General features: G+C 58.6%; 21 protein-coding genes and 1 pseudogene. 10 read left to right on the forward strand and 12 right to left on the reverse strand.

Annotated elements, in window-relative coordinates:
- Positions 1-48 precede the first annotated feature (48 nt).
- From yidC to GY33_RS0104745, 5 genes and pseudogenes are all read right to left on the reverse strand, one after another.
- Entirely contained in the window at positions 49-1,746 is a 1,698-nt protein-coding gene (gene yidC, locus GY33_RS0104725; RefSeq protein WP_031386236.1) for a membrane protein insertase YidC, read from the reverse strand.
- 3 nt (positions 1,747-1,749) lie between these two features.
- Positions 1,750-2,034 carry a membrane protein insertion efficiency factor YidD gene (gene yidD / locus GY33_RS0104730; RefSeq protein ID WP_031386237.1) on the reverse strand — a complete coding sequence of 95 codons (285 nt, stop codon included), beginning with the start codon at positions 2,032-2,034 and terminating at the stop codon, positions 1,750-1,752.
- A 16-nt stretch (positions 2,035-2,050) separates the two neighbouring features.
- A pseudogene (gene rnpA, locus GY33_RS21940) lies at positions 2,051-2,386 on the reverse strand (ribonuclease P protein component); the annotation flags it as partial.
- A gap of 62 nt (positions 2,387-2,448) precedes the next feature.
- Positions 2,449-2,583 carry a 50S ribosomal protein L34 gene (gene rpmH / locus GY33_RS0104740; protein ID WP_028572398.1) on the reverse strand — a complete coding sequence of 45 codons (135 nt, stop codon included), beginning with the start codon at positions 2,581-2,583 and terminating at the stop codon, positions 2,449-2,451.
- A gap of 254 nt (positions 2,584-2,837) precedes the next feature.
- The gene (locus GY33_RS0104745) at positions 2,838-3,947 is read right to left on the reverse strand and encodes an elongator complex protein 3 (RefSeq protein WP_051822291.1); all 1,110 of its coding nucleotides are present in this window, start codon (positions 3,945-3,947) and stop codon (positions 2,838-2,840) included.
- Positions 3,948-4,159: 212 nt separating this feature from the next.
- Between GY33_RS0104745 and GY33_RS0104750 the strand changes: the two genes are divergently transcribed.
- Together GY33_RS0104750 and GY33_RS0104755 are read left to right on the forward strand one after the other, a co-directional pair.
- Complete coding sequence (locus tag GY33_RS0104750; RefSeq protein WP_031386240.1) at positions 4,160-4,582, forward strand: HIT family protein; 423 nt, start codon at positions 4,160-4,162, stop codon at positions 4,580-4,582.
- A 239-nt stretch (positions 4,583-4,821) separates the two neighbouring features.
- Entirely contained in the window at positions 4,822-5,112 is a 291-nt protein-coding gene (locus GY33_RS0104755; protein WP_031386241.1) for an integration host factor subunit alpha, read from the forward strand.
- Here GY33_RS0104755 and GY33_RS0104760 read toward each other — a convergent pair.
- The 7 genes from GY33_RS0104760 to GY33_RS0104790 form a co-directional block, all read right to left on the reverse strand.
- Complete coding sequence (locus GY33_RS0104760) at positions 5,099-5,890, reverse strand: septal ring lytic transglycosylase RlpA family protein (protein ID WP_051822322.1); 792 nt, start codon at positions 5,888-5,890, stop codon at positions 5,099-5,101. The two genes, GY33_RS0104755 and GY33_RS0104760, sit on opposite strands and share 14 nt — an antisense overlap.
- Before the next feature lie 64 nt (positions 5,891-5,954).
- Complete coding sequence (locus tag GY33_RS0104765) at positions 5,955-7,781, reverse strand: triose-phosphate isomerase (protein ID WP_031386243.1); 1,827 nt, start codon at positions 7,779-7,781, stop codon at positions 5,955-5,957.
- Positions 7,782-7,916: 135 nt separating this feature from the next.
- Positions 7,917-9,050 carry a glycerate kinase family protein gene (locus GY33_RS0104770; RefSeq protein WP_031386244.1) on the reverse strand — a complete coding sequence of 378 codons (1,134 nt, stop codon included), beginning with the start codon at positions 9,048-9,050 and terminating at the stop codon, positions 7,917-7,919.
- Between the two features lie 92 nt (positions 9,051-9,142).
- Entirely contained in the window at positions 9,143-10,402 is a 1,260-nt protein-coding gene (locus tag GY33_RS0104775; RefSeq protein ID WP_031386245.1) for a TRAP transporter large permease, read from the reverse strand.
- 2 nt (positions 10,403-10,404) lie between these two features.
- Positions 10,405-11,064, reverse strand: a complete 660-nt coding sequence (locus GY33_RS0104780; RefSeq protein ID WP_084184786.1) for a TRAP transporter small permease — start codon at positions 11,062-11,064, stop codon at positions 10,405-10,407.
- Positions 11,051-12,043 carry a TRAP transporter substrate-binding protein gene (locus tag GY33_RS0104785; protein WP_031386247.1) on the reverse strand — a complete coding sequence of 331 codons (993 nt, stop codon included), beginning with the start codon at positions 12,041-12,043 and terminating at the stop codon, positions 11,051-11,053. Before GY33_RS0104785 ends, GY33_RS0104780 begins: the two co-directional genes overlap by 14 nt.
- A gap of 67 nt (positions 12,044-12,110) precedes the next feature.
- Positions 12,111-12,620 (reverse strand): peptidylprolyl isomerase, encoded by a 510-nt coding sequence (locus tag GY33_RS0104790; RefSeq protein ID WP_031386248.1) that lies wholly within the window; start codon positions 12,618-12,620, stop codon positions 12,111-12,113.
- A 238-nt stretch (positions 12,621-12,858) separates the two neighbouring features.
- Between GY33_RS0104790 and GY33_RS0104800 the strand changes: the two genes are divergently transcribed.
- The 8 genes from GY33_RS0104800 (at position 12,859) to GY33_RS0104850 (ending at position 18,518) form a co-directional block, all read left to right on the forward strand.
- Entirely contained in the window at positions 12,859-13,299 is a 441-nt protein-coding gene (locus GY33_RS0104800) for a universal stress protein (protein ID WP_031386249.1), read from the forward strand.
- 239 nt (positions 13,300-13,538) lie between these two features.
- Complete coding sequence (locus GY33_RS0104805; protein WP_031386250.1) at positions 13,539-13,865, forward strand: hypothetical protein; 327 nt, start codon at positions 13,539-13,541, stop codon at positions 13,863-13,865.
- Positions 13,849-14,211 (forward strand): helix-turn-helix domain-containing protein, encoded by a 363-nt coding sequence (locus GY33_RS21650; protein WP_235185465.1) that lies wholly within the window; start codon positions 13,849-13,851, stop codon positions 14,209-14,211. Before GY33_RS0104805 ends, GY33_RS21650 begins: the two co-directional genes overlap by 17 nt.
- Before the next feature lie 312 nt (positions 14,212-14,523).
- A complete protein-coding gene (locus GY33_RS0104820) occupies positions 14,524-15,189 on the forward strand; it encodes a Fic family protein (protein WP_031386251.1) in 666 nt (221 codons plus the stop codon).
- A gap of 876 nt (positions 15,190-16,065) precedes the next feature.
- The gene (locus tag GY33_RS0104835) at positions 16,066-16,908 is read left to right on the forward strand and encodes a putative esterase EstX (RefSeq protein WP_031386253.1); all 843 of its coding nucleotides are present in this window, start codon (positions 16,066-16,068) and stop codon (positions 16,906-16,908) included.
- A gap of 140 nt (positions 16,909-17,048) precedes the next feature.
- Positions 17,049-17,804 carry an NYN domain-containing protein gene (locus GY33_RS0104840; RefSeq protein ID WP_031386254.1) on the forward strand — a complete coding sequence of 252 codons (756 nt, stop codon included), beginning with the start codon at positions 17,049-17,051 and terminating at the stop codon, positions 17,802-17,804.
- 181 nt (positions 17,805-17,985) lie between these two features.
- Complete coding sequence (locus GY33_RS0104845; protein ID WP_031386255.1) at positions 17,986-18,213, forward strand: addiction module protein; 228 nt, start codon at positions 17,986-17,988, stop codon at positions 18,211-18,213.
- The gene (locus GY33_RS0104850; RefSeq protein WP_031386256.1) at positions 18,210-18,518 is read left to right on the forward strand and encodes a type II toxin-antitoxin system RelE/ParE family toxin; all 309 of its coding nucleotides are present in this window, start codon (positions 18,210-18,212) and stop codon (positions 18,516-18,518) included. Before GY33_RS0104845 ends, GY33_RS0104850 begins: the two co-directional genes overlap by 4 nt.
- Positions 18,519-18,748 lie beyond the last annotated feature (230 nt).

The following is an 18,748-nucleotide window of genomic DNA, read 5'->3' on the forward strand; positions in this document are numbered from 1 at the left end:
CGGACTGCTGGTCCGTGACCGATGGACGAACCGGCGACGGTTTGCGGCCTACGACTTGGCGGGTTCGCGCATCACCCACCACTGCTGGGCGATGGAGAGAACGTTGTTTACCAGCCAGTAGAGGACCAAACCCGACGGGAAAGTTAAGAATAGAAAGGTAAAAATGATCGGTAAGAACAGCATGATCTTGGCCTGCATGGGATCCCCGGGGGCGGGGGTCAGTTTTTGCTGCAGGAACATGGTCGCCCCCATGATGATCGGGGTGACATAATAGGGATCACGAGCAGAAAGGTCGGCCAGCCAGATGATGTCAGTGAACGGCACGTGGGTGATAAACGGGGCGTGGCGCAACTCAATGGCCCCCATCAGGGCCTGATACAGGGCGATGAACACCGGAATCTGCACGGCGATGGGCAGACAGCCCCCAAGGGGATTAACCTTGTAGGTCTTATAGAGCTGCATCATCTCTTCGTTCATTTTCTGGCGATCGTCTTTATGCTTCTCGCGCAGCTTGAGCATCATGGGTTGCAGTTTCTTCATCTGCTGCATGGACTTGTAGCTCTTCTGGGACAGCGGGAAGAAAATCAGCTTGATGACCAAGGTCAGCAGGATGATGGCCAATCCGTAGTTGTGAACGTACCCATGAAAAAAGTTTAAGACCTGGATAAGCGGGCTGGCAATGAGGTCGAACCAGCCGTAATGCAGGGCTTCGAGCAGGTTTCCGGGGGCGACGGAGAGCGCTTCCCGTTCCCGCGGGCCGAAGTAGTAGGTCGACCGGAACTGCATTTCCAGTTGGGCGTCCAGAAAAAAGTTCCTGGTTTCCATGACCAGGCGGTGCATGCCGTCTTCAAGACGCGCCTTGAACACCGGATCGGAAAAGCCGGGGATCACGGCGGCCAGGAAATAATTACTTTGGACCGCGCCCCAACGGACCGCCGTATCGGAGCGGATGCCAGGCAGCAGATTCTTGTCCTTGCGCTCCTTTTCCAAGCCGCCGATGTCGTAGTACATGACCTGGGTCGGGGTGTAGCGATCCTGGATGGCGCTCAAGGGTTCGCTGGACATGGTGAAGCCGAGAGTGGCGCCGATCTGGTTGGGTGAGTGGTTGCGGACCTGAAGCTGTTCCTCGACCAGGTAGGTGTCTCCGGTGAAACTGAAGGTCCGGACCAGTTCAAGTTGTCCGAATCGTCCGGTGAACGACAGGGTGCCGCGTTCGCCATGGGCAAGATTCAGGTTTTCTCCCGTGACGGTCCACTCCCCCTGCATCCATGTGGGTTGGTCGTTCCAGAGCAGGCCGAGAGGTCGTTTGCGCGGGTCAGGAGAGTCGACCAAGTCCACGAAAGCGGCGTTCGGCTCGATGGTTTGGCGGTACTGAAGCAGCTTGAATTGTTCCAGCACCCCGCCCTCGGAGTTGAAAACCGCTTCGAACAGCGGACTGCGAACCGTGATTCGCTGCCCGCGGGGCGTCGCCGAGCCGATGAATCCCGGATCCAGCGGTGCTTCCTGTTGGGCGCCCAGCCCTGCATCCATTCCGTTCACTGCTTGGTCCCTCGGAGCAATTGGCTGAGGAGCCAGGGCCGGGTCAATGGGCTGGATTTCCGGAAGTGGTCGTGTTTCTGGTCGGGATTCGGCGGTGGAGTCCGGTTGCGGCGATGGCTGTTGGGGAGGAGGAGAGAACATCCAGCTCCAAAGAACCAGAAACAACAAGGAAATGGTGATTGCCAGGAAAGCTCTTTTGTGATCCATGATTCAGGAATTGGGGGGGTTGAGGTTGGCGGCCGCCGGGGACGGTATGGCAGTGGTTCCATGAGTGGCGCGTCGGGGTTCCGGTACCGGATCCAGCCCACCGGCGCAAAATGGCTGGCAGCGCAACAGACGCCATCCGCTGAGCATGGTCCCTCTCACAAGACCGTGCGTTTCCAGCGCCTGCTTGGCGTATTCCGAACACGAAGGAATGAAGCGGCAGCTGGGAGGAAGAAGAGGGGAAATACCGAGTTGATACCCTCGGATCAGCAGAATCAGCAAGTAACGCATGGCGATGAACGCGTGGTCAGGGTTGGGGGGCGACCCGGAAGATCTGTTCAGGGCGAGCCCCGGCTTCCCGACGAACCCGCTGCATGACGCCTCGGATGTCCTTTTGGATGTCGGCAAGCTTGAGCTGGTTGATATCGATGCCTCGCTTCACAACCACGACGACATCGGTATTGTCAGGGAACTGTTCCCGCCCAAGGCGGAAGGCTTCGCGAATCAAACGCTTGATGCGGTTGCGGCGGACCGCCGTGCCGACTTTGCGGCCCGCGGCGATGCCCAATCGCGGGCCCCGGGCAGGGCAAGGCGCGGTGTCCGACAGAAAAAAAAGGAGGAAATACCGGGAGTGGTATTTCCTGCCTTTGGTGTAACATTGCGTGAATTCCGCGCGTACCCTGAGCTTGTCCGCGGGCTTGAGCGTTAAACGCCCAAGCGCTGGCGGCCTTTGGCGCGACGGCGGCGGATAATGGCTCGTCCGTTTTTCGTCTTCATGCGCGTCAGAAATCCGTGGGTGCGCTTGCGCCGAGTGTTGCTCGGCTGATATGTCCGTTTCATGGTTCTCTCCTTCGTCCTGCATGGGATGCAAATAAGTAGCTTTGGGCTGCGTCGTGATCAAAACGAGAATGTACGTGCCGTCCTTGAATCAGGCCCGGTATCTCGCCGGTATCTCGCCAATATTTCGCCAGTATTTCAGAGGTTACGCCGAATCGATACGTTCGGATGCCGAGGAATCTCGTGCTTTTGTTCGGAATTGCGACGCACGTCGTCAACTGTCGAATTCGACTCCTTACAAAGAGGCGTCCGTGGAGTCAAGGCGTTGGTCGACAAGCAGGCAAAACCGGGATCATTTCTGGAGGGGGGGCCGCGAGGGACGCCACCAGAAAATACGGCCGCTCCCAACTCCGGACGTTGGACGGGGCTAAACCCAGACGTCGCCATGTGCGGGCGTGTTCGCGTTCGTGGCCCCAGAACTCGGCGGTGAAGCGTTTCGGAACGCATATTTGGTGAGGGGCTTCGGGCAGTGCGGTCATGGCTTGGGTGAGCCAGGCTCGCAGGGCGTGGGACTTGGCCATGTGTCCCAGGGCCGGGTGCCAGGGGCCGGCCTGGATGGCTGGAGTCAGCGTCCCTTCCGGGGCAAGCCCGATTCGGATCACCGGAATGCCCTGTCGCCACAGGGAGTTCAGTGCCCTGCTTACGGCCCAGATTGTCCGGGACAAGGACCAGGGGCGAAAGGAGCCCGCGCGGTGGGCTTGGCTGAGGGGGGTATCACGCAGCACGAGGCAGGGATAAATGCGGACGGCTTCGGGAGTCAGAGCGCGGGTTTGATCGACGTCCCGGAACCAGCCGGAAATGGACGAACCCGGCAGACCGGGCATCAGTTGGACGCCCAGTTCCAGGCCGTACTTGCGGACCGTGAGACAGGCTTGCACCGCGGTTTCGGCTTCGTAACCTCGGCGGGATTGGCGCAGGACCTCCGGCTCGAAGCTTTGAATCCCCAGTTCCACCATGTCCAGGCCGTTTTCGCGCAGCCAGGAGAGGTGATTCGCCTTGATGCTGTCCGGGCGGGTGGAGCCACGGACATGGGTGATGGTCCCGGCTGCTCGGTGCGGCTGTACGGTTTTCAAGAACCGTTCCTGCCACTCCACGGGCAGGGCCGTGAAGGTTCCGCCGTAAAAGGCGATGCCGAGTCCTTTCGAACCGCTTGTCGTCAGTAGTGCCAGGGTTTGGACCATTTTTGCATGGATTGCTTCCAGCGTCGGCCCTTCGGAGGCGGTTTGGGTGCCGCTGGACATGCCGGTCTGCAGGTGCTGGGCGCAGTAGAGGCAACGGTGCGGGCAGCCGTGGTAGGGCAGGAAAATCGGGATGATCCGAAGTCGCTTTCGGACGGGTTCCGGATGAAAAAGGCGCAGTCGATTCATTGTTTTGTCGGGGATAGATCGGAAAGGAGTTGAAAAAGTAAACGGTCTCGGGTAGATCAGGACCAGCCTTCGGCCGCGTCCGGCAACCATGGGAGTTCTTTGCGGAGTTCTTCACATGACGGGGAGCCCCTGACAGCCCTCTTCCTCTGATCCCGGACGCTTCAGAAACTGTTTGCCGCGAAATCCGAAAACCCAGAACCTGAGGGTCCGACATGTCCACCTGCATCTTTTGCGAGATCGTCCGGGGCGCGATTCCGTCCGCGACGATTCACGTCACGCCGAACACCATGGCTTTTCTGGATATTTCCCCGGTTCATCCAGGTCACGCCCTGGTCATACCCAAGGCGCACCACGCCACGCTGTGGGATCTGCCTCCGGATTTGGGCAATGAGTTGCTGGAGGCGATGCAGACGGTTGCCGGAGCGATCCGCGCCGCCACGAAGGCCGACGGCCTGAACGTGATGATGAACAATTACCGAGCCGCCGGACAGCTGGTGGATCATGCCCACTTCCATTTGATCCCCCGGTATGAGGGCGATGGTTTGCAGCTTTGGCCGCAAGCGGCGTATCCCAGCCCGGAAGCGATGCAGTCCGCCGCCGAGTCCATTCGGGCCGCGTTGAACAGGTTGCGCTGACCATCCGGGCTGATCGGCCAAATACACGGGCTAGGCCCGACTCTTTCATTAACTGTGTGAAAAAGTCTTTACCCACAGTCCGTTCAAAAACCCCAAGTGCAAGGAGCAAAAAAAGTTCAAGGTCGAAGCGTATTTATTCATGCGTGAGAGTTTGAACTTTTTGCAGCGACGCAGCAATTGGGAGTTTTTCAACGGACTGTTAACCCTGCAACCAAGATGAGAGCTACCGGAGAGCAACCATGAGCAGAACACTGACAAAAGCGGAAATCGTGGACACCATTTACGACAAGGTGGATCGAAGTCGGGGCGAGGTGAAAAAAGTGGTGGAGTCCCTGCTGTCGATCATGAAGACCGCCGTGAAGCGGGATCATGCGTTGCTGATCAGCGGTTTCGGCAAGTTCGAGGCCTACCCGAAAAAAGCCCGCAAGGGACGCAACCCGCAGACCAGCGAGACCATCACCCTGGACCCGCGCAAGGTCATTGTTTTTCGGCTTTCCAAAAAATTTCGGGCCGAAATCAATCCGCAATAACAAACGCTCCCGGTGTCTGGCGGGCGATTTGGCTCCTGGCGGCTTCGGCCTTGTCCAGGTTGCCGAATTCGCCCACCTGAACCCGCCAGAAGGTCTGGCCGTCGATTTCGGCCTGAACCGTTCTGCTGCCCGAGTATCCCCCGGCGCGCATTTCCCGCATCAGGCGGTCGGCGTTTTCCCGCTGGCTGAACGACCCGACCTGCACGAAGAACCTTCCGGGAATTCCGCCCGGCCACCTGCCTAAAGCCTCCACCCGAACTTTGGCCGTTCCCGGCCGGATCACATCCAGCTCCTGAGCCGCCTTGTAAGAGAGGTCCACGATCCGGTTCCCGACAAAGGGACCGCGATCGTTGACCCGCAAGACCACGGCCTTCCCGTTTTCCAGATTGGTGACCCGAATCTTGGTTTGCATGGGCAAAATGCGGTGCGCGGCGGTGAGGTCGTACATGTTGTAGACCTCGCCGCTGGCGGTGCGCTTGGCGTGAAACTGCGGCCCGTACCAGGAGGCGACGCCTTCTTCCGAGAACCCGTCCGCGGAGGTCAGCGGTTGATAGGTCTGGCCGAGCACGGTGTACGGCCTTGCCGTGGGCGGCAAGGGTGTTTGGGGCGGCTGTGGGCGGCTGACTGTCGGCCGAGGTTCTTCCCGAACCGGGGGCGTCGAAGGCCGCTGGGGAGGCGGGGACGGTTTAGACGCGCAACCGACCAGCAGAAGCACTCCCATCAGCACCCAGCAGGCCAGGTGGGCCGTTTTCCTCCAGGGATCATAAATGGATTTCATGGTAGTGTCGTCGGCATCGCCCTCCGGCCCGGAAGGGCCGGGGGACTGGCATGTGGGAAATGAATCAGACTGGCGCATCCCCTTCTTCCTCTTCGAGTTCGGATCGGCGTTTGAGCAGTTCCTCGAAGCGGATGTCCGCGCCCAGGATGGCCTGGATGTCGTCGTTGGCGTCGAAAACCGGCATGGAAACGGTCAGGCAGAGTTTTCCGGTAATGAACGATCGGTAAAAGTCCGTGATATTCAGCTTTCCCGTCTGCATCGGGGCGGCGAACCATTCGCGGTCTGAAAGATCCTTGCCTGGGTCGTAGGCCTTGTACTTGGACTTGTCCTCGGGATGGGAAATGCTGCCGGTGACCAGACGGCCCTTTGTGTCCACCATGTAGAGGTACTGGATGAAAGGGTATTTTTCCAAGACAGTGTCGATGGCGGTCAGGACGCGCTTGGGCTCCAAGGATTTGATTTCCATGTTCTCCGACAGCTTGCGCATGATCCTGGAGGACAGGGTATGGGCCGTCTTCTTAAGCTGGTCGAACTCGGAGGAAAACAGCTGCGGCAGGTGGCGTTTGACCAGGTTCCACATCTCCTGATTGGAAAAGGAGGTGGTTCGCCCGTCCTCGTAGGCCTTGACGATCCGGTTATGGATTTTGCCCACGGCCGGATGGCGCTTGTCCACCTGCTGGGTGCCGCGCAGCCCGAAGCGGTTGTTGATCCAGTAGGCCACCCCGGCCCGACCGGATTTGTCCGTGATGATGATGGAGACCGGCTTGCCCAGGATCTGACGGGTGTCGAAAATGTTGTAGATTTCCTCGTTCTTGAGCAGGCCGTCCACGTGCACCCCGGCCTTGGTGGCGTTGAAGTCCTTGCCCACGAAAGGATAGTTGTCCGGGATGGCGTAGCCCAGGACGTTCTCGAAATAGTCCGCGATCTCGGCAATGGTCTGGGTGGCCGCGGCGTCGTCCTCGCCGGTCAGGGAAATGTACTCGATGGCCAGGGCTTCTACCGGCGCGTTGCCGGTGCGCTCCCCAAAACCGAGCAAGGTGGCGTTGGCCCCGGAGCAGCCGTAGAGCCAGGCCGTGACCGTGTTCACCAGGGCCTTGTGAAAATCGTTGTGCCCGTGCCACTCCAGCCAGTGGCCCGGAACCTCGGCGTCGTCGGTGAAGGCCCTGACGATTTTGGCCGTGCAGCGGGGCAAGGATGCACCCGGATAAGGCACGGCATAGCCCATGGTGTCGCAAAGCCGGATCTTTACCGGCAGGCCACTGTCCTTGGACAGGGCCATCAGTTTTTGGGCCAGGGGAATGCAGAAGCCGTAGATGTCCGCCCGGGTGATGTCTTCAAAATGGCAACGGGGAATGATCCCCCATTCCAGGGCTTTTTCCACGACCCGGAGGTAGCCCTCGGCGGTCTTTTCCCGGTCTTTGCCCAGCTTCAGGAAAATGTGGTAGTCCGAAACCGAGGTCAGCATGCCGGTTTCCTTGAGCCCCATGTCCTTGACCAGCTTCAGGTCGTCCTCATTGGCCCGGATCCAGCCGGTGATCTCGGGATATCGATAGCCCTTGGCCAGGCACTGTTCCACGGCCTTGCGGTCCTTATCCGAGTACAGAAAGAACTCGCTCTGGCGGATCAGCCCGCTGTGCCCGCCCAACTTGTGCAGCAAATCAAAAATATGGCTGATCTGCTCCAAGGTGTAGGGCGGTCTGGCCTGCTGCCCGTCGCGGAAGGTGGTGTCCGTGATGTACATGGGATCCGCCGGACGAGGCATGGAAAAGGAATCGTCGAAGCTGGTCCGGCAGATGTTCTTGTAGGGATAAATATCCCGAAACAGTTCGGGCTCGGTACGGTGGTCGATTTCAAAGCGACCCCGTGATCGGTTCAGATGCATCAAGCTCATGTTGTTGCTCCTTGCGCGGTTGTCCGTAATGCGAAAGACATGGATTTCCTTCCGCTCTTCATGTCTTTATTCGCTAAAGAATCAAGAAAATGCAAGTGGTCGGCGGTTCGTGGGCAGGCGTGGCCGATGGATCCGTCAGATGAAATCAGCGTAAATGCGCATGACTTGTTCCGCCGAGTCCGCCAGGAGGGTCTTGCCGTTGCACATGGCGTCGTGAAGGGAGACCGGACCGCAGCAGATGGAGATGACCGCGGTAATGCCCGCGTCGTACAGTTCGTCCGTGACCCTACCGATGCTCCCGGCCAGGGCGACGCAGGGGACGCGGTGTTTTTTCGCCAGTCTGGCGATACCCGCTGGGGCCTTGCCGTAGGCCGTCTGATAATCGATTTGCCCTTCCCCGGTGATGACCAGTTTGGCCTCTTGGACATGGGATTCCATGTCCAGAAGGTCCAGGACCACGTCGATGCCGGGACGGATTTTCGCGTCGAAGAGTCCGTACATGGCCCCGCCGACTCCGCCCGCTGCTCCGGCACCCGAAACGGCCCTGACGTCCTTGCCCGCGTCCCGCTCGACGATGTCGGCCAGGTTGGCCATTCCGGCGTCCAGGGCCAGGGCCTGTTCCGGGGTGGCGCCTTTTTGTGGGCCGTAGACCAGGGCGGCTCCGTTGGGGCCGAGCAGGGGGTTGTCCACATCGCAGATGATTTCAATCCGGACCCGCTCCAGACGCGGATCGGTCTGGGAACGGTCAATGGTCCGCACCCGGGCCAGGGACGCGCCGACGGGGGGCAGTTCTTCGTGATCCTGGTCGAGAAACTTCACTCCCAGCGCGGCGGCGATGCCCATGCCCCCGTCCACGGTCGCGCTGCCGCCGATGCCCAGGTAGATGGTCTCGGCCCCGAGATCCAGAGCCCGGCGGATCAATTCCCCGGTTCCGTAGGACGTCGTCTTGTCCGGGTCGCGCTCCTTCTCGGCCACCATGGCCAGGCCTGAGGCCTTGGCCATTTCGATCAAGGCGGTCCGTCCGCCGGGGGACCAAAAGAAGTCGGACCGGGCGCTTCGAAACAGCGGGTCATGGACGTCCATGGTTTCCATGGCTCCGGGGAGCCGCTGGGAAAGAACGTCCAAAAGGCCGTCCCCTCCGTCCGCAATGGGCATTTTCGCGATGCGATACGGTTTGGGCACCCGCTTGATGCCCGTGATGATCGCGTCCGCGGCCTCGGTTCCGGACAGGCAGCCCTTGAAGGCGTTGGGGGCGACGACGATTTTCATGGAGACTCCTGGAGGGGAACGTCACGGGGATTGGGTTGACCCGTGAACGGTTGACGTTCGGGGATGTCTTTCCTGCTTGTGGAAAGTCTTCGTCAGAACAGCACCGGCAGGAACAGCGGCAGGTAGACCACCAGCCAGAGCACGGCGAGCAGGCCGAGCATGTAGGGGATGATGGAGCGGGTGATCCGTTCAATGGACAGGCCGGTGATGGACGAGGCCACGTAGAGATTGATGGCCACGGGCGGGGTGATCATCCCGATGGCCAGGCCCATGACCATGATCAGGCCGAAGTGGATCAGGCTGACCTCCAGCTGGCGGATCAGGGGCAAAAAGACCGGGGTGAGGATGATCAGGGCCGAGGCGGTTTCCACGAAGATCCCGGTCAGCAGGATGACCAGCGTGATCAGGAACAGGATCACGTAGAGGTTCGTGGACAGGCCCAGCACGGTTTCGGCGATCAGGGCCGGAATTCCATAGTTGGCCAGAACCCAGCTCATGATCGCGGAAGTGGCGATGAGGAACATGATCACCCCGGTGGTCATGATCGATCGGCACATGATCCGGTAGACGTCTTTCAGGGACATGTCCCGGTAGATCACCAGTGAGGCGAACAGGGCGTAGTTCACGGCCACCACAGCGGCCTCGGACGGGGTGAACAGTCCGGAGAAAATCCCGCCGAGAATGATCACCGGGGTGATCAGCCCCCAGACGGCGCGAAAAAAGGTCCGCAGGATGTTGCGCGCGGAAAAGGCCGCTCCGTGCGGGTAGGAGCGGGCACAGGCCTGGCGCACGGCGATGGCGATCAGCACCGCGCCCATGGCCACACCGGGCAGGAAGCCGTTCAGGAACAGCCGGCTCACGGACTCCTGGGCCATGACCGCGTAGAGAATCATGGGCACGGAGGGCGGGATGACCACGCCGATGGTTCCCGCGGCCGCGATGAGCGAGGCGGAACAGGCCGTGTCGTAGCCCTTGCGCTTGAGTTCCGGGACCAGGGTGGAGCCGATGGCCGCGGTGGTGGCGGCCCCGGAACCGGAAATCGCCGCGAAGAACATTCCGGCCAGCACCGCGACGATGGACAACCCGCCCCGGACGAACCCCAGCAAAGCGTCGGCAAAATCCACCAGCCTGGCCGAGACCTGGCCCTTGGCCATGATGTCTCCGGCCAGGATGAAGAAGGGCACGGCCACCAGTGGGAAGCTGTCCGTCCCGGCGAACATCCGCTGGACGATGAGCATCAGGGGGATGCCGTCCTGGATCAGGACGAACATGGAGGCCAAGGCAATGGCGATGGCCACGGGCACCCCGAGGAACATCAGGGCCAGGAACGAGCCGAAGAGCAGCAGGGCCATGGTCAGGCGCCGCTCCCGCGGCTGGAGCCGGAAGTCCGCCTGGCAACCGGTTCGGAAGGATCAGCCGGGGGATTCACCGGGATTGGTTCGTGACGGATGGTTACGTCCACGACCGGCATCACGGCGGGTGGGCGATGCTCCGGGAAGATTTCCAGGAGCAGGGCGTGCAGGCCGTGGAGGCTCATCACCCCGAAAGCCGCGGGCATCACGGCGTAGACATAGGGCATGGGCAGGCGCAGGGAGGCCGTGACCTGAAAGGATTGCAACTGCATGTAGCGCACCGCGTAGAACATGGCCGTCCCGAAAAAGATCAGGGAGGCCAGGATGCCGGCGATGCGCACCAGGCGGCCCAGAAGCGCGGGCAGGGAATTCACCAGGAAGGTCACGGCGATGTGCACGCCGCGGCGATAGGCCATGGTGGCCCCGAGAAAGGTGGTCCAGACCAGCAGGTAGCGGGACAATTCCTCGGACCAGGGCAGGGCTTGGAAAAAGACCCGGAAGACAATCTGCAGGGTGATCACCACCAGCATCGTCGTCAGGGCGCAGAAGGCCAGGACACCGGCCACGGCGTCGACCAGGCTTGAGGCCCTGCCGACGCCGTGGACCAGTTTTTCCGGAATCAGGGACGGAGGTATCCGTCCGGAATGGTTATTGGATGGCATCCAGGATGCGCTGCAGGTACGCGCCGAATCGTTCGCCGTACTTGGTATAAACAGGCGCGACCTTGGCCTGGAAGGCGGCGGTGTCCGGCTCCATGACGATCTGCATGCCCGCGTCGGCCAGTTCCTGGAGCTGACCGGCTTCCATCTCCGCGTTCACCGCGCGCTCGTGTTCAGCGGCGGTCTGGGCGGCCTCCAGGAAGATTTCCTGGACTTCGGGGCTCAAACCCCGCCATTTGGCCAGGCCCATGACGAAAATCGCCGGGGCGTAGGTGTGGCGGGTCATGGACAGGTGGGCCTGTTGCTCGTTGAGCTTGAAGGAGTGGATCACGTTGACCGGGTTTTCCTGGCCGTCGATGGTTTTCTGACGCATGGCGGTCAGGGCCTCGGTCCAGGCCATGGGCACGGCGTTGGCCCCCAGGGTGGTGAAGGTGTCGATGTAGACCGGGTTCTCCATGACCCGGATCTTCAGGCCGGCCATGTCGTCAGGGGTGACCACCGGGCGCACGGAGTTGGTCAGGTTGCGGAAGCCGCGCTCGGCATAGGCCAGGCCTTTCAGATTGACCCGTTCCAGATTGTCCAGCAGCTCCCGGCCGATGGGGCCGTCCAGAACGCCATAGGCCGCTTCCGGAGTGGGAAACAGAAAGGGCAGCTCGAAGACCGCGATTTCCTCAACAAAGTTGGCCACCGGACCGTTGGTGATGATGCCCATGTCCACGGTGCCCATCTGCATTCCTTCCAGCAGGGTCCGCTCGTCCCCGAGCTGGGCGTTGGGGAACAGGGCCACGGTGACGGCGCCGTTGGTGCGCTCCTCGACGATTTCCTTGAACTTCAGGGCCGCGATGTGAAATCCGTCCTGCTCGTTGACCACGTGGGCCAGACGGATGTTCATCTTCTGGGCAGCCTGGGCCTGGCCGGTGATCCCGAGCCCGCCGCCCAGCACCAGGGCCATGGTCAGCAATCCGAATAAAATCCTTTTCATTCCTCTCCTCCGGGGTTGTGGTTTTTCGCGCGATGTGTTCGGCGAAACTCTTCTCGTCGCGCCTGGCTCATTCAAAGCGCCGGGCGGAAATAATGTATACCTCGTCCTTGGGCAGTTCCGGGAAGTCCTGCGTGGGCTTGACCACCTTCCAGTTGATCTTCTTGACCACGTCCGAGCCCTCCACCACTTGGCCGAAGACCGCGTAGCCGAAGCCTTCGTCGGAATCGTCCTGGTGGTCCAGATCCGGCCCGTTGTCCGCGGCATTGATGAAGAACTCGTCCGTGGCGGAGTCTTTTTCCGGGGCCCGGGCCATGGCCACGCTGTCCTTGACGTTGGAGAGCCCGTTCTCGGCCTCGTTGGGGATGGGGGCCGGCGTGGGTTTCTTGTTCAACCCGCGATCGTACCCGCCGCCCTGAATGACGAATCCTCGGACCACCCGGTGAAAGACGGTCCCGTCGTAGTGGCCGGCGTCGACGTATTGCAGGAAGTTGGCCACGGTTCGCGGGGCCTTGTCCGGATACAGTTCAATGAGCAGATCGCCCAAATTGGTTTCGATGAGAACGAAAGGATTGTCCATGAGCGGTTCTCCATGCCGCGCCGAGCGAAGCGCTTGGCGGGATGCCGTATCAATCTCCCGACATCCCCGGCGGCATTGTAGTGGTGGAAAAAATGATCGGCTTGCAATTCCCAAACCGGGAGTTCATAATGGAGATACCCAAAAAAGACAAAGGGCGAGGCGACGATGCATCCGCGGTCCGGGTTGACCGTTTTACGCGTTGAGGCGGATGTGCAACCTACAGCAGAGGAGGTGTCTCATGTCGAACATCAAGAAGATTCTGTGCGCGGTGGATTTCTCATCCGTCAGCGAAAAGGTGGCGGACAGCGCGAAATCCCTGGCCAAGCCACTGGGGGCTGAAGTCATCTGCATCCATGTGGTCCCGTCCGGAACCATCTACGCCGACTTCGGCATCCCAATGAACTCCATGGAAACGTTCTGCACGACCATGGTTTCGGAAGGAGAAAAGACCCTGGCCGAATTCATGGAGCGCCATTTCAGCGACATGAACCACCGGGGCAAGGTGACCTGCGGCGATTTTTCGGAGGAAATCCTGAATTGCGCCAAGGAAGAGCAGGCTGACATGATCGTGATGGGCACCCACGGACGCAAGGGCATGGATCGTCTGTTGTTCGGCTCGGTGGCCGAAAAGGTGCTCCGCCAGGCCCCTTGCCCGGTGGTGGCGGTGCGCCCGAGTTAGCCTCGGTTCAATCTGAATCTAAAATGTAACCGGGCCGGGTCGTCAGGAAGACGACCCGGCCCGGTTGTTTTGTTTCACGGCCTTTGCCTCGGCCCAGGTTCCGGACGTGTGATGCGGATCGGGACGGTGGCGGAGGCGTTTAGCAATACTGACGCGGCTGGGTATGTGTCGGGCATAGCCCGTTGCATACCCAATGAAAATGACTTGCCCTATATCCGGCAAAGCCGTATGCATGGGCCATGCACTATGAATTCGTGGAACTTCTCCCTTTTGCCTCTGAGCGGGACAAGCTATTTTCCGAAAGTGAATATCTCGATCTCCAACTGTTTCTTTGTGAGAAATCCGATGCAGGAACGGTCATTCCTGGGACCGGAGGCTGTCGCAAGTTGCGGTGGGCAGCGCAGGGAAAGGGGAAACGGGGCGGCGCGAGGGTCATTTACTTCCTTCGCATCCCTCCAGGGCAGATTGTATTGGTTACGGCCTATGGCAAAGGCGAGCTTGAGGATGTTCCGCGGGATTGGCTGCGTAAGATCAAGGAGGCGTTTGAGAATGAGCAAGGCGCGTGAACATATGGAGCGTATGATGGACCAGATTAAGGCCAATGGCGGGCTCGGCTGGGTGAGAAAGACCACCTTTACCCCCCAGGCCGATGGTTCCTTTGTCCGGAAGATCACCTTGAGGGATGGAACCATCGAGAAGGAGGAAGTCATTCCACCGGAACGGTGTATGGTTCTTGCCGCACGGACAAGGACGGGGCTATCTCAATCACAGTTCGCCGACCTCCTGGGCATTTCCGTCCGGACTTTGCACGACTGGGAGCAAGGAAGGCGGACTCCGTCTGGCGCTGCACGAACACTGATCAAGGTTGCCGTGAAAAATCCAGGAGTGCTTCGGGAAGTAATGGGTACATGATTCGCCGCTAAATGACGAAATTTGGACCGGCAAGCGCTTGGTTCTGAAAACCTGGCCACTTTGGTTGGGGGATTTGCTGGAGAACTGCCTGACATGAAAAAACATTGGATCAAGAGCGGGCTTGCCCATTTCATTCTCAGTCATGTCGGCGAAGGCCGGCGCTATCGCTATCCAGCTCGAATTTTTCCCGGATGAGCTGGGTAGTTGCCAAAAATCAAGACCTGACCCCAGGCGCGTGACAGAGCAGGCAGCTCTTCAACCCCAAGCTTTTTGTTCAGAACATCCTCGAAATCATCGAACCGTACAATAGCCATGCATAAAGACATCCAACGAGCCATATTCATCGCGAAGAAACTTTTCGCCGAGTTGGTCTACGACGTGCAGGCCCTGGAAGGCATGCCCTTTACCATGCCGGAGGTCCAGACCTACCTGCAGGGAATAACCGTGGGCGGGCACAAGGTGGCGGATGAGGAAAAGCTGAAGCAGCAGGCTTTGGGCTGGAAAAAGCTGATTTCCCTGGTGGAGGAAGGCGCTTTTCAGGTCAGCAAGCCGATTGCCTGCGAGTTGCAAGCGATCATTGCCAAGGATGAGGCCCTGGAGGTCGGGCAATTCCGCTCCGGTCGCGTCGGCATTTCCGGGACGGACTATCAACCCCCGGACCCGGAAAGCCTGGACGACCTTTTCCAGGCCATGATTCAGAGCCTGGATCAATACATCGACCTGCGCGACCAGGCCTATGCCCTGCACCTGTTGTTCGCCCGCAACCAGTTCTTTTTTGACGGCAACAAACGGACCGGCCTTTTGATGATGAACGGCCTGCTGCTGAGCAAGGCCCGCCCCCCTCTGTCCATCCCAGCCAAGCGCCTGCATGAATACAACGCGGGCATGATCCGCTATTACGACACCGGTGACCCAAGGGAAATGCTCGCTTTTTTGCGGCAGTGTCACGACAGGATGCATGAACGCTTCGGGCTGTAGACGGGGTGTGCCGGGCTGGATGCGGCCATGGTTCGGAAAATCCCGCGCAGCGAGCCCGTTGATCTGCCGGCCCAAATGTTGAACGCGACGGATGCCCAGGTGTCCGGGCCGGAAGCGCGGTAAATCAGCGTTACCTTGCTGCATGCCTTATCAACCATCGCAAATGCTCGACACACTCTACACAGCACTCCCCTCAAGCCCGGCGGACATGTTTTGCTGACCATGAAGCAGAGGGAGGGAACGAGCAGGGCCGGGGAGGGGCGGGTGATCGTGCTTGGCGGGATCGGGAGCTACGCGGGGTTTTCGGGGACTTTGAGATTTGTGGTGGCGGAGGCGTTTACCAATGCGTCCGCATTGGGTACGGAGGAGGCGTGGTGGGGGTATGTGTTGATATTGTGAAAAGTGATATCCGAACGCGGATGCGTCTATCATTTTCTCCGAGGTTGGCTTTATGCCCCGCTTTTTTGGTGAATTTATGGGTGCCGCATAAAGCTGACCTCAGGAGAAGGCATAAAGCTGACTTTGGCGTAAAGAAACAGTTGGGTCGCGTGTTTTAACATTTTGAAAAAATTGAGTTAATATTTTGTTTTCAGGTTGAAGGATTGTACCAAAATTAGTAGGCGAGAGGCTCTGGAATTTTGGGGGCGGAGTTTTGCGAATTCCGTATAATACATCTGTTCCCGCGACGCTTCCGCGTCGCGGGAACGGGCCGGGGCTGACTGCGTCCATCCGGTTGCCCACGCCGCGGAAGCCGCGTCGAGAACAACCGACTGGACCGGACTTCGGCCTGTCCTTGCGCAAGCGAGCTTGCTCCAGAACAGGCCGAAGCCGGTCAGCCCCGGCCCGTTGTACGAGAAACCTCAAGGCAGTGTAATTATGGAAGCCAAAGTAGTTACTGATAACGATATTTCACTCTATACCGAATCATTCGGTAACCCAGCCCATGAACCCATTATTTTGGTCATGGGGGCAATGTCGTCGGCGGTATGGTGGCCTGATGATTTTTGTGCCCGGCTGGCCGCAATGGATTGCTACGTGATCCGATATGATCATCGCGATACGGGGAAGTCAACTAGCTATGAGCCAGGCCAGGCTCCATATTCCGTTGAAGAATTAGCAGATGATGTGATTCGCGTCATTGATGGTTATGGTCTGAAGGCTGCGCACCTGGTTGGCATGTCTCTGGGAGGATTTCTATCCCAGCTTGTTGCTCTCAAGTATCCGAAGCGGGTAAAGAGTTTAACCCTGATCTCTTCAGAGCGTCTTGCGGAGACAGACCCAGATATGCCCCCTTTTGATCCTGCAATCATGGAGTATCACCAGCAGGCAGGATCACTTGACTGGTCTGATAAAGATGCGGTGGTGGAGTATCAGGTTGGTGCGTGGCGAATCAACTCAGGTACTGCCCATGTATTTGACGCTGAAAAGATTCGCCAGATCGCTCAGTCAAATTTTGATCGTACGCCAAATATACTAACGACATTCAATCACACTACTTTAGGTGGTGGCGAAGAGTGGCTCGGGCGATTAAATGAGATAACTGTATCAACACTAATCATTCATGGTACAGAAGATCCTGTGCTTCCTTATGCACACGGTTTGGCACTGAAGGATGCGATTCGTGATTCGAAACTACTTACACTGAAAGGCACGGGGCATGAATTACATCCAGAGGACTGGCCGGTGATTCTCCAAGCGCTGAAGAATCAAACATCGTAGCTATAAGCTGCGCCGTACAACAAGTTGCTGCACCGGAAAAACGACTCGCTACCGCTCGACATTTTCCGGTGAGCAAAGCGTTCCCGCGACTGACTGCGTCAGCCCCGGCCCGTTAGGACCCATAGCTCGAGGAGGTGTCAGTGAAGGACTTGGATGAACACAAGAAGATTGCTGTCCTAATTGACGCAGATAACGCTCAGTGCTCAAAGATGAAAGCGATCCTAGATGAGGTGTCTGCGCATGGACATATCGTCATAAAAAGAGCCTATGGCGATTGGTCTAGCGAATACTTAAAGAACTGGAAAACAACTCTAAACGAACTCGCAATACAGCCGATCCAGCAGTTTGCGTACACCACAGGAAAGAATTCGACCGATGCGTCAATGATCATAGACGCGATGGATCTGCTCTATTCGAATAAGTACGATGCTTTCGTCCTGGTCTCCAGCGATAGTGATTTTACAAAGCTCGCATCCCGATTGCGTGAATCGGAAATTTTCGTGTTCGGCGTTGGAGAAAAGAAAACTCCTGTTTCGTTCCGAAATGCCTGCGATGATTTCGTGTATACAGAGAATTTGGGTGTTGAGCCTGTTCTTGAGGTCACAGTGGCCGCGCCTGCAGAGCAGGCCTCAGGGGCTGATCCAAAGGAACTGGTCCCTGTGCTTACGAAAGCATGGGAACAATATCAAGACGAGGACGGATGGGCCAATGTTGCGCCGGCTGGAAGCTTCGTCAAGCGCGCCGCGCCGGATTTTGACCCGCGCACATATGGCGCAACCAAATTGACAGAGATTATCAGGCGGTTAAGCAAACATTTCGAAATGACGAAGTCTAAGGGGAAGGGTACAGTCAATATCGTTGCGTATCGACCCCAAAAGGCCCTAACAACGCCATGAATGCGGACAACCAAAAGCAACGTTCCTTCGTCGCGCCGCTTTTGGTTCCGTTATGGCGAGCGTCTCCCGCGACGCATCCGCGTCGCGGGCAACCGGATGGACCGGACTTCTGCATTTAAGGATTGTCATAAGCGAATCCGACGTGGTACACGTTTCTTAAAAATCAAGCGTGAGGTAAACTATGCCAAGCACAGCCGAGATCATACACGAAGCTGAGTCCCTGCCAGTGGAGGAACGCACGGTTGTGATCGACTCTCTATTGCGCTCCCTTAACCCGCCTGACCCCGAGATCGACCGGAAATGGGCGGCCGTCGCCAAACGGCGACTTGAGGAACTCCGTTCCGGGCGCGTCAAGCCCGTACCGGGAGAGGAAGTATTCGCGAGAATCCGCCAGCGATTCGCGCTATGACATTCTCCTTCCATCCTGAAGCAGATGAGGAGTTCGTCGAGGCTGTTGCGTACTACGAGGACTGCGATCCCGGCCTCGGAATCGACTTCACGCGAGAAGTCTACGCCACCATCCAGAACGCTGTGGACTATCCGACCATGTGGCCGGAAATCGAGATCGAGGTCCGTCGGTGTCTCGTCCACCGTTTTCCTTACGGTGTGCTGTTCAGTATCGAGCCTGATGGCATATTCATCCTTGCCGTCATGCACCTGCATCGCGATCCCGATTACTGGAAGCACAGGCTGGGGGCGGGCAGAACAAGATGAATGCAGACTATTGTCGCTCACGCGACAAAGTCTGATTCACGACGTTGGCTACTGGAAATCAGATGCTGAACAACGAAAGATACGATTTGTCCAACCGACTCAATCATCACTTCCGGCACCCCGACTGATAATGTCCTCTTTACTCATACGTGAGAGTGTGAACTTTTTGCGGCGACGCAGCAATTGGGAGTTTTTGAACGGACTGCCAGGCCGCGGGGGCGGACACGCAG

The sequence above is a fragment of the Desulfonatronum thiodismutans genome (assembly GCF_000717475.1).
In the GTDB taxonomy this organism is placed as follows: Bacteria; Desulfobacterota; Desulfovibrionia; order Desulfovibrionales; family Desulfonatronaceae; genus Desulfonatronum; species Desulfonatronum thiodismutans.

Bases quoted from the DNA above. Each gene is read 5' to 3' on its own strand.
- yidC (WP_031386236.1), bottom strand. From the start codon at position 1,746: ATGGATCACAAAAGAGCTTTCCTGGCAATCACCATTTCCTTGTTGTTT.
- yidD (WP_031386237.1), bottom strand. From the start codon at position 2,034: ATGCGTTACTTGCTGATTCTGCTGATCCGAGGGTATCAACTCGGTATT.
- rpmH (WP_028572398.1), bottom strand. From the start codon at position 2,583: ATGAAACGGACATATCAGCCGAGCAACACTCGGCGCAAGCGCACCCAC.
- GY33_RS0104745 (WP_051822291.1), bottom strand. From the start codon at position 3,947: ATGAATCGACTGCGCCTTTTTCATCCGGAACCCGTCCGAAAGCGACTT.
- GY33_RS0104750 (WP_031386240.1), top strand. From the start codon at position 4,160: ATGTCCACCTGCATCTTTTGCGAGATCGTCCGGGGCGCGATTCCGTCC.
- GY33_RS0104755 (WP_031386241.1), top strand. From the start codon at position 4,822: ATGAGCAGAACACTGACAAAAGCGGAAATCGTGGACACCATTTACGAC.
- GY33_RS0104760 (WP_051822322.1), bottom strand. From the start codon at position 5,890: ATGAAATCCATTTATGATCCCTGGAGGAAAACGGCCCACCTGGCCTGC.
- GY33_RS0104765 (WP_031386243.1), bottom strand. From the start codon at position 7,781: ATGAGCTTGATGCATCTGAACCGATCACGGGGTCGCTTTGAAATCGAC.
- GY33_RS0104770 (WP_031386244.1), bottom strand. From the start codon at position 9,050: ATGAAAATCGTCGTCGCCCCCAACGCCTTCAAGGGCTGCCTGTCCGGA.
- GY33_RS0104775 (WP_031386245.1), bottom strand. From the start codon at position 10,402: ATGGCCCTGCTGCTCTTCGGCTCGTTCCTGGCCCTGATGTTCCTCGGG.
- GY33_RS0104780 (WP_084184786.1), bottom strand. From the start codon at position 11,064: ATGCCATCCAATAACCATTCCGGACGGATACCTCCGTCCCTGATTCCG.
- GY33_RS0104785 (WP_031386247.1), bottom strand. From the start codon at position 12,043: ATGAAAAGGATTTTATTCGGATTGCTGACCATGGCCCTGGTGCTGGGC.
- GY33_RS0104790 (WP_031386248.1), bottom strand. From the start codon at position 12,620: ATGGACAATCCTTTCGTTCTCATCGAAACCAATTTGGGCGATCTGCTC.
- GY33_RS0104800 (WP_031386249.1), top strand. From the start codon at position 12,859: ATGTCGAACATCAAGAAGATTCTGTGCGCGGTGGATTTCTCATCCGTC.
- GY33_RS0104805 (WP_031386250.1), top strand. From the start codon at position 13,539: ATGCACTATGAATTCGTGGAACTTCTCCCTTTTGCCTCTGAGCGGGAC.
- GY33_RS21650 (WP_235185465.1), top strand. From the start codon at position 13,849: ATGAGCAAGGCGCGTGAACATATGGAGCGTATGATGGACCAGATTAAG.
- GY33_RS0104820 (WP_031386251.1), top strand. From the start codon at position 14,524: ATGCATAAAGACATCCAACGAGCCATATTCATCGCGAAGAAACTTTTC.
- GY33_RS0104835 (WP_031386253.1), top strand. From the start codon at position 16,066: ATGGAAGCCAAAGTAGTTACTGATAACGATATTTCACTCTATACCGAA.
- GY33_RS0104845 (WP_031386255.1), top strand. From the start codon at position 17,986: ATGCCAAGCACAGCCGAGATCATACACGAAGCTGAGTCCCTGCCAGTG.
- GY33_RS0104850 (WP_031386256.1), top strand. From the start codon at position 18,210: ATGACATTCTCCTTCCATCCTGAAGCAGATGAGGAGTTCGTCGAGGCT.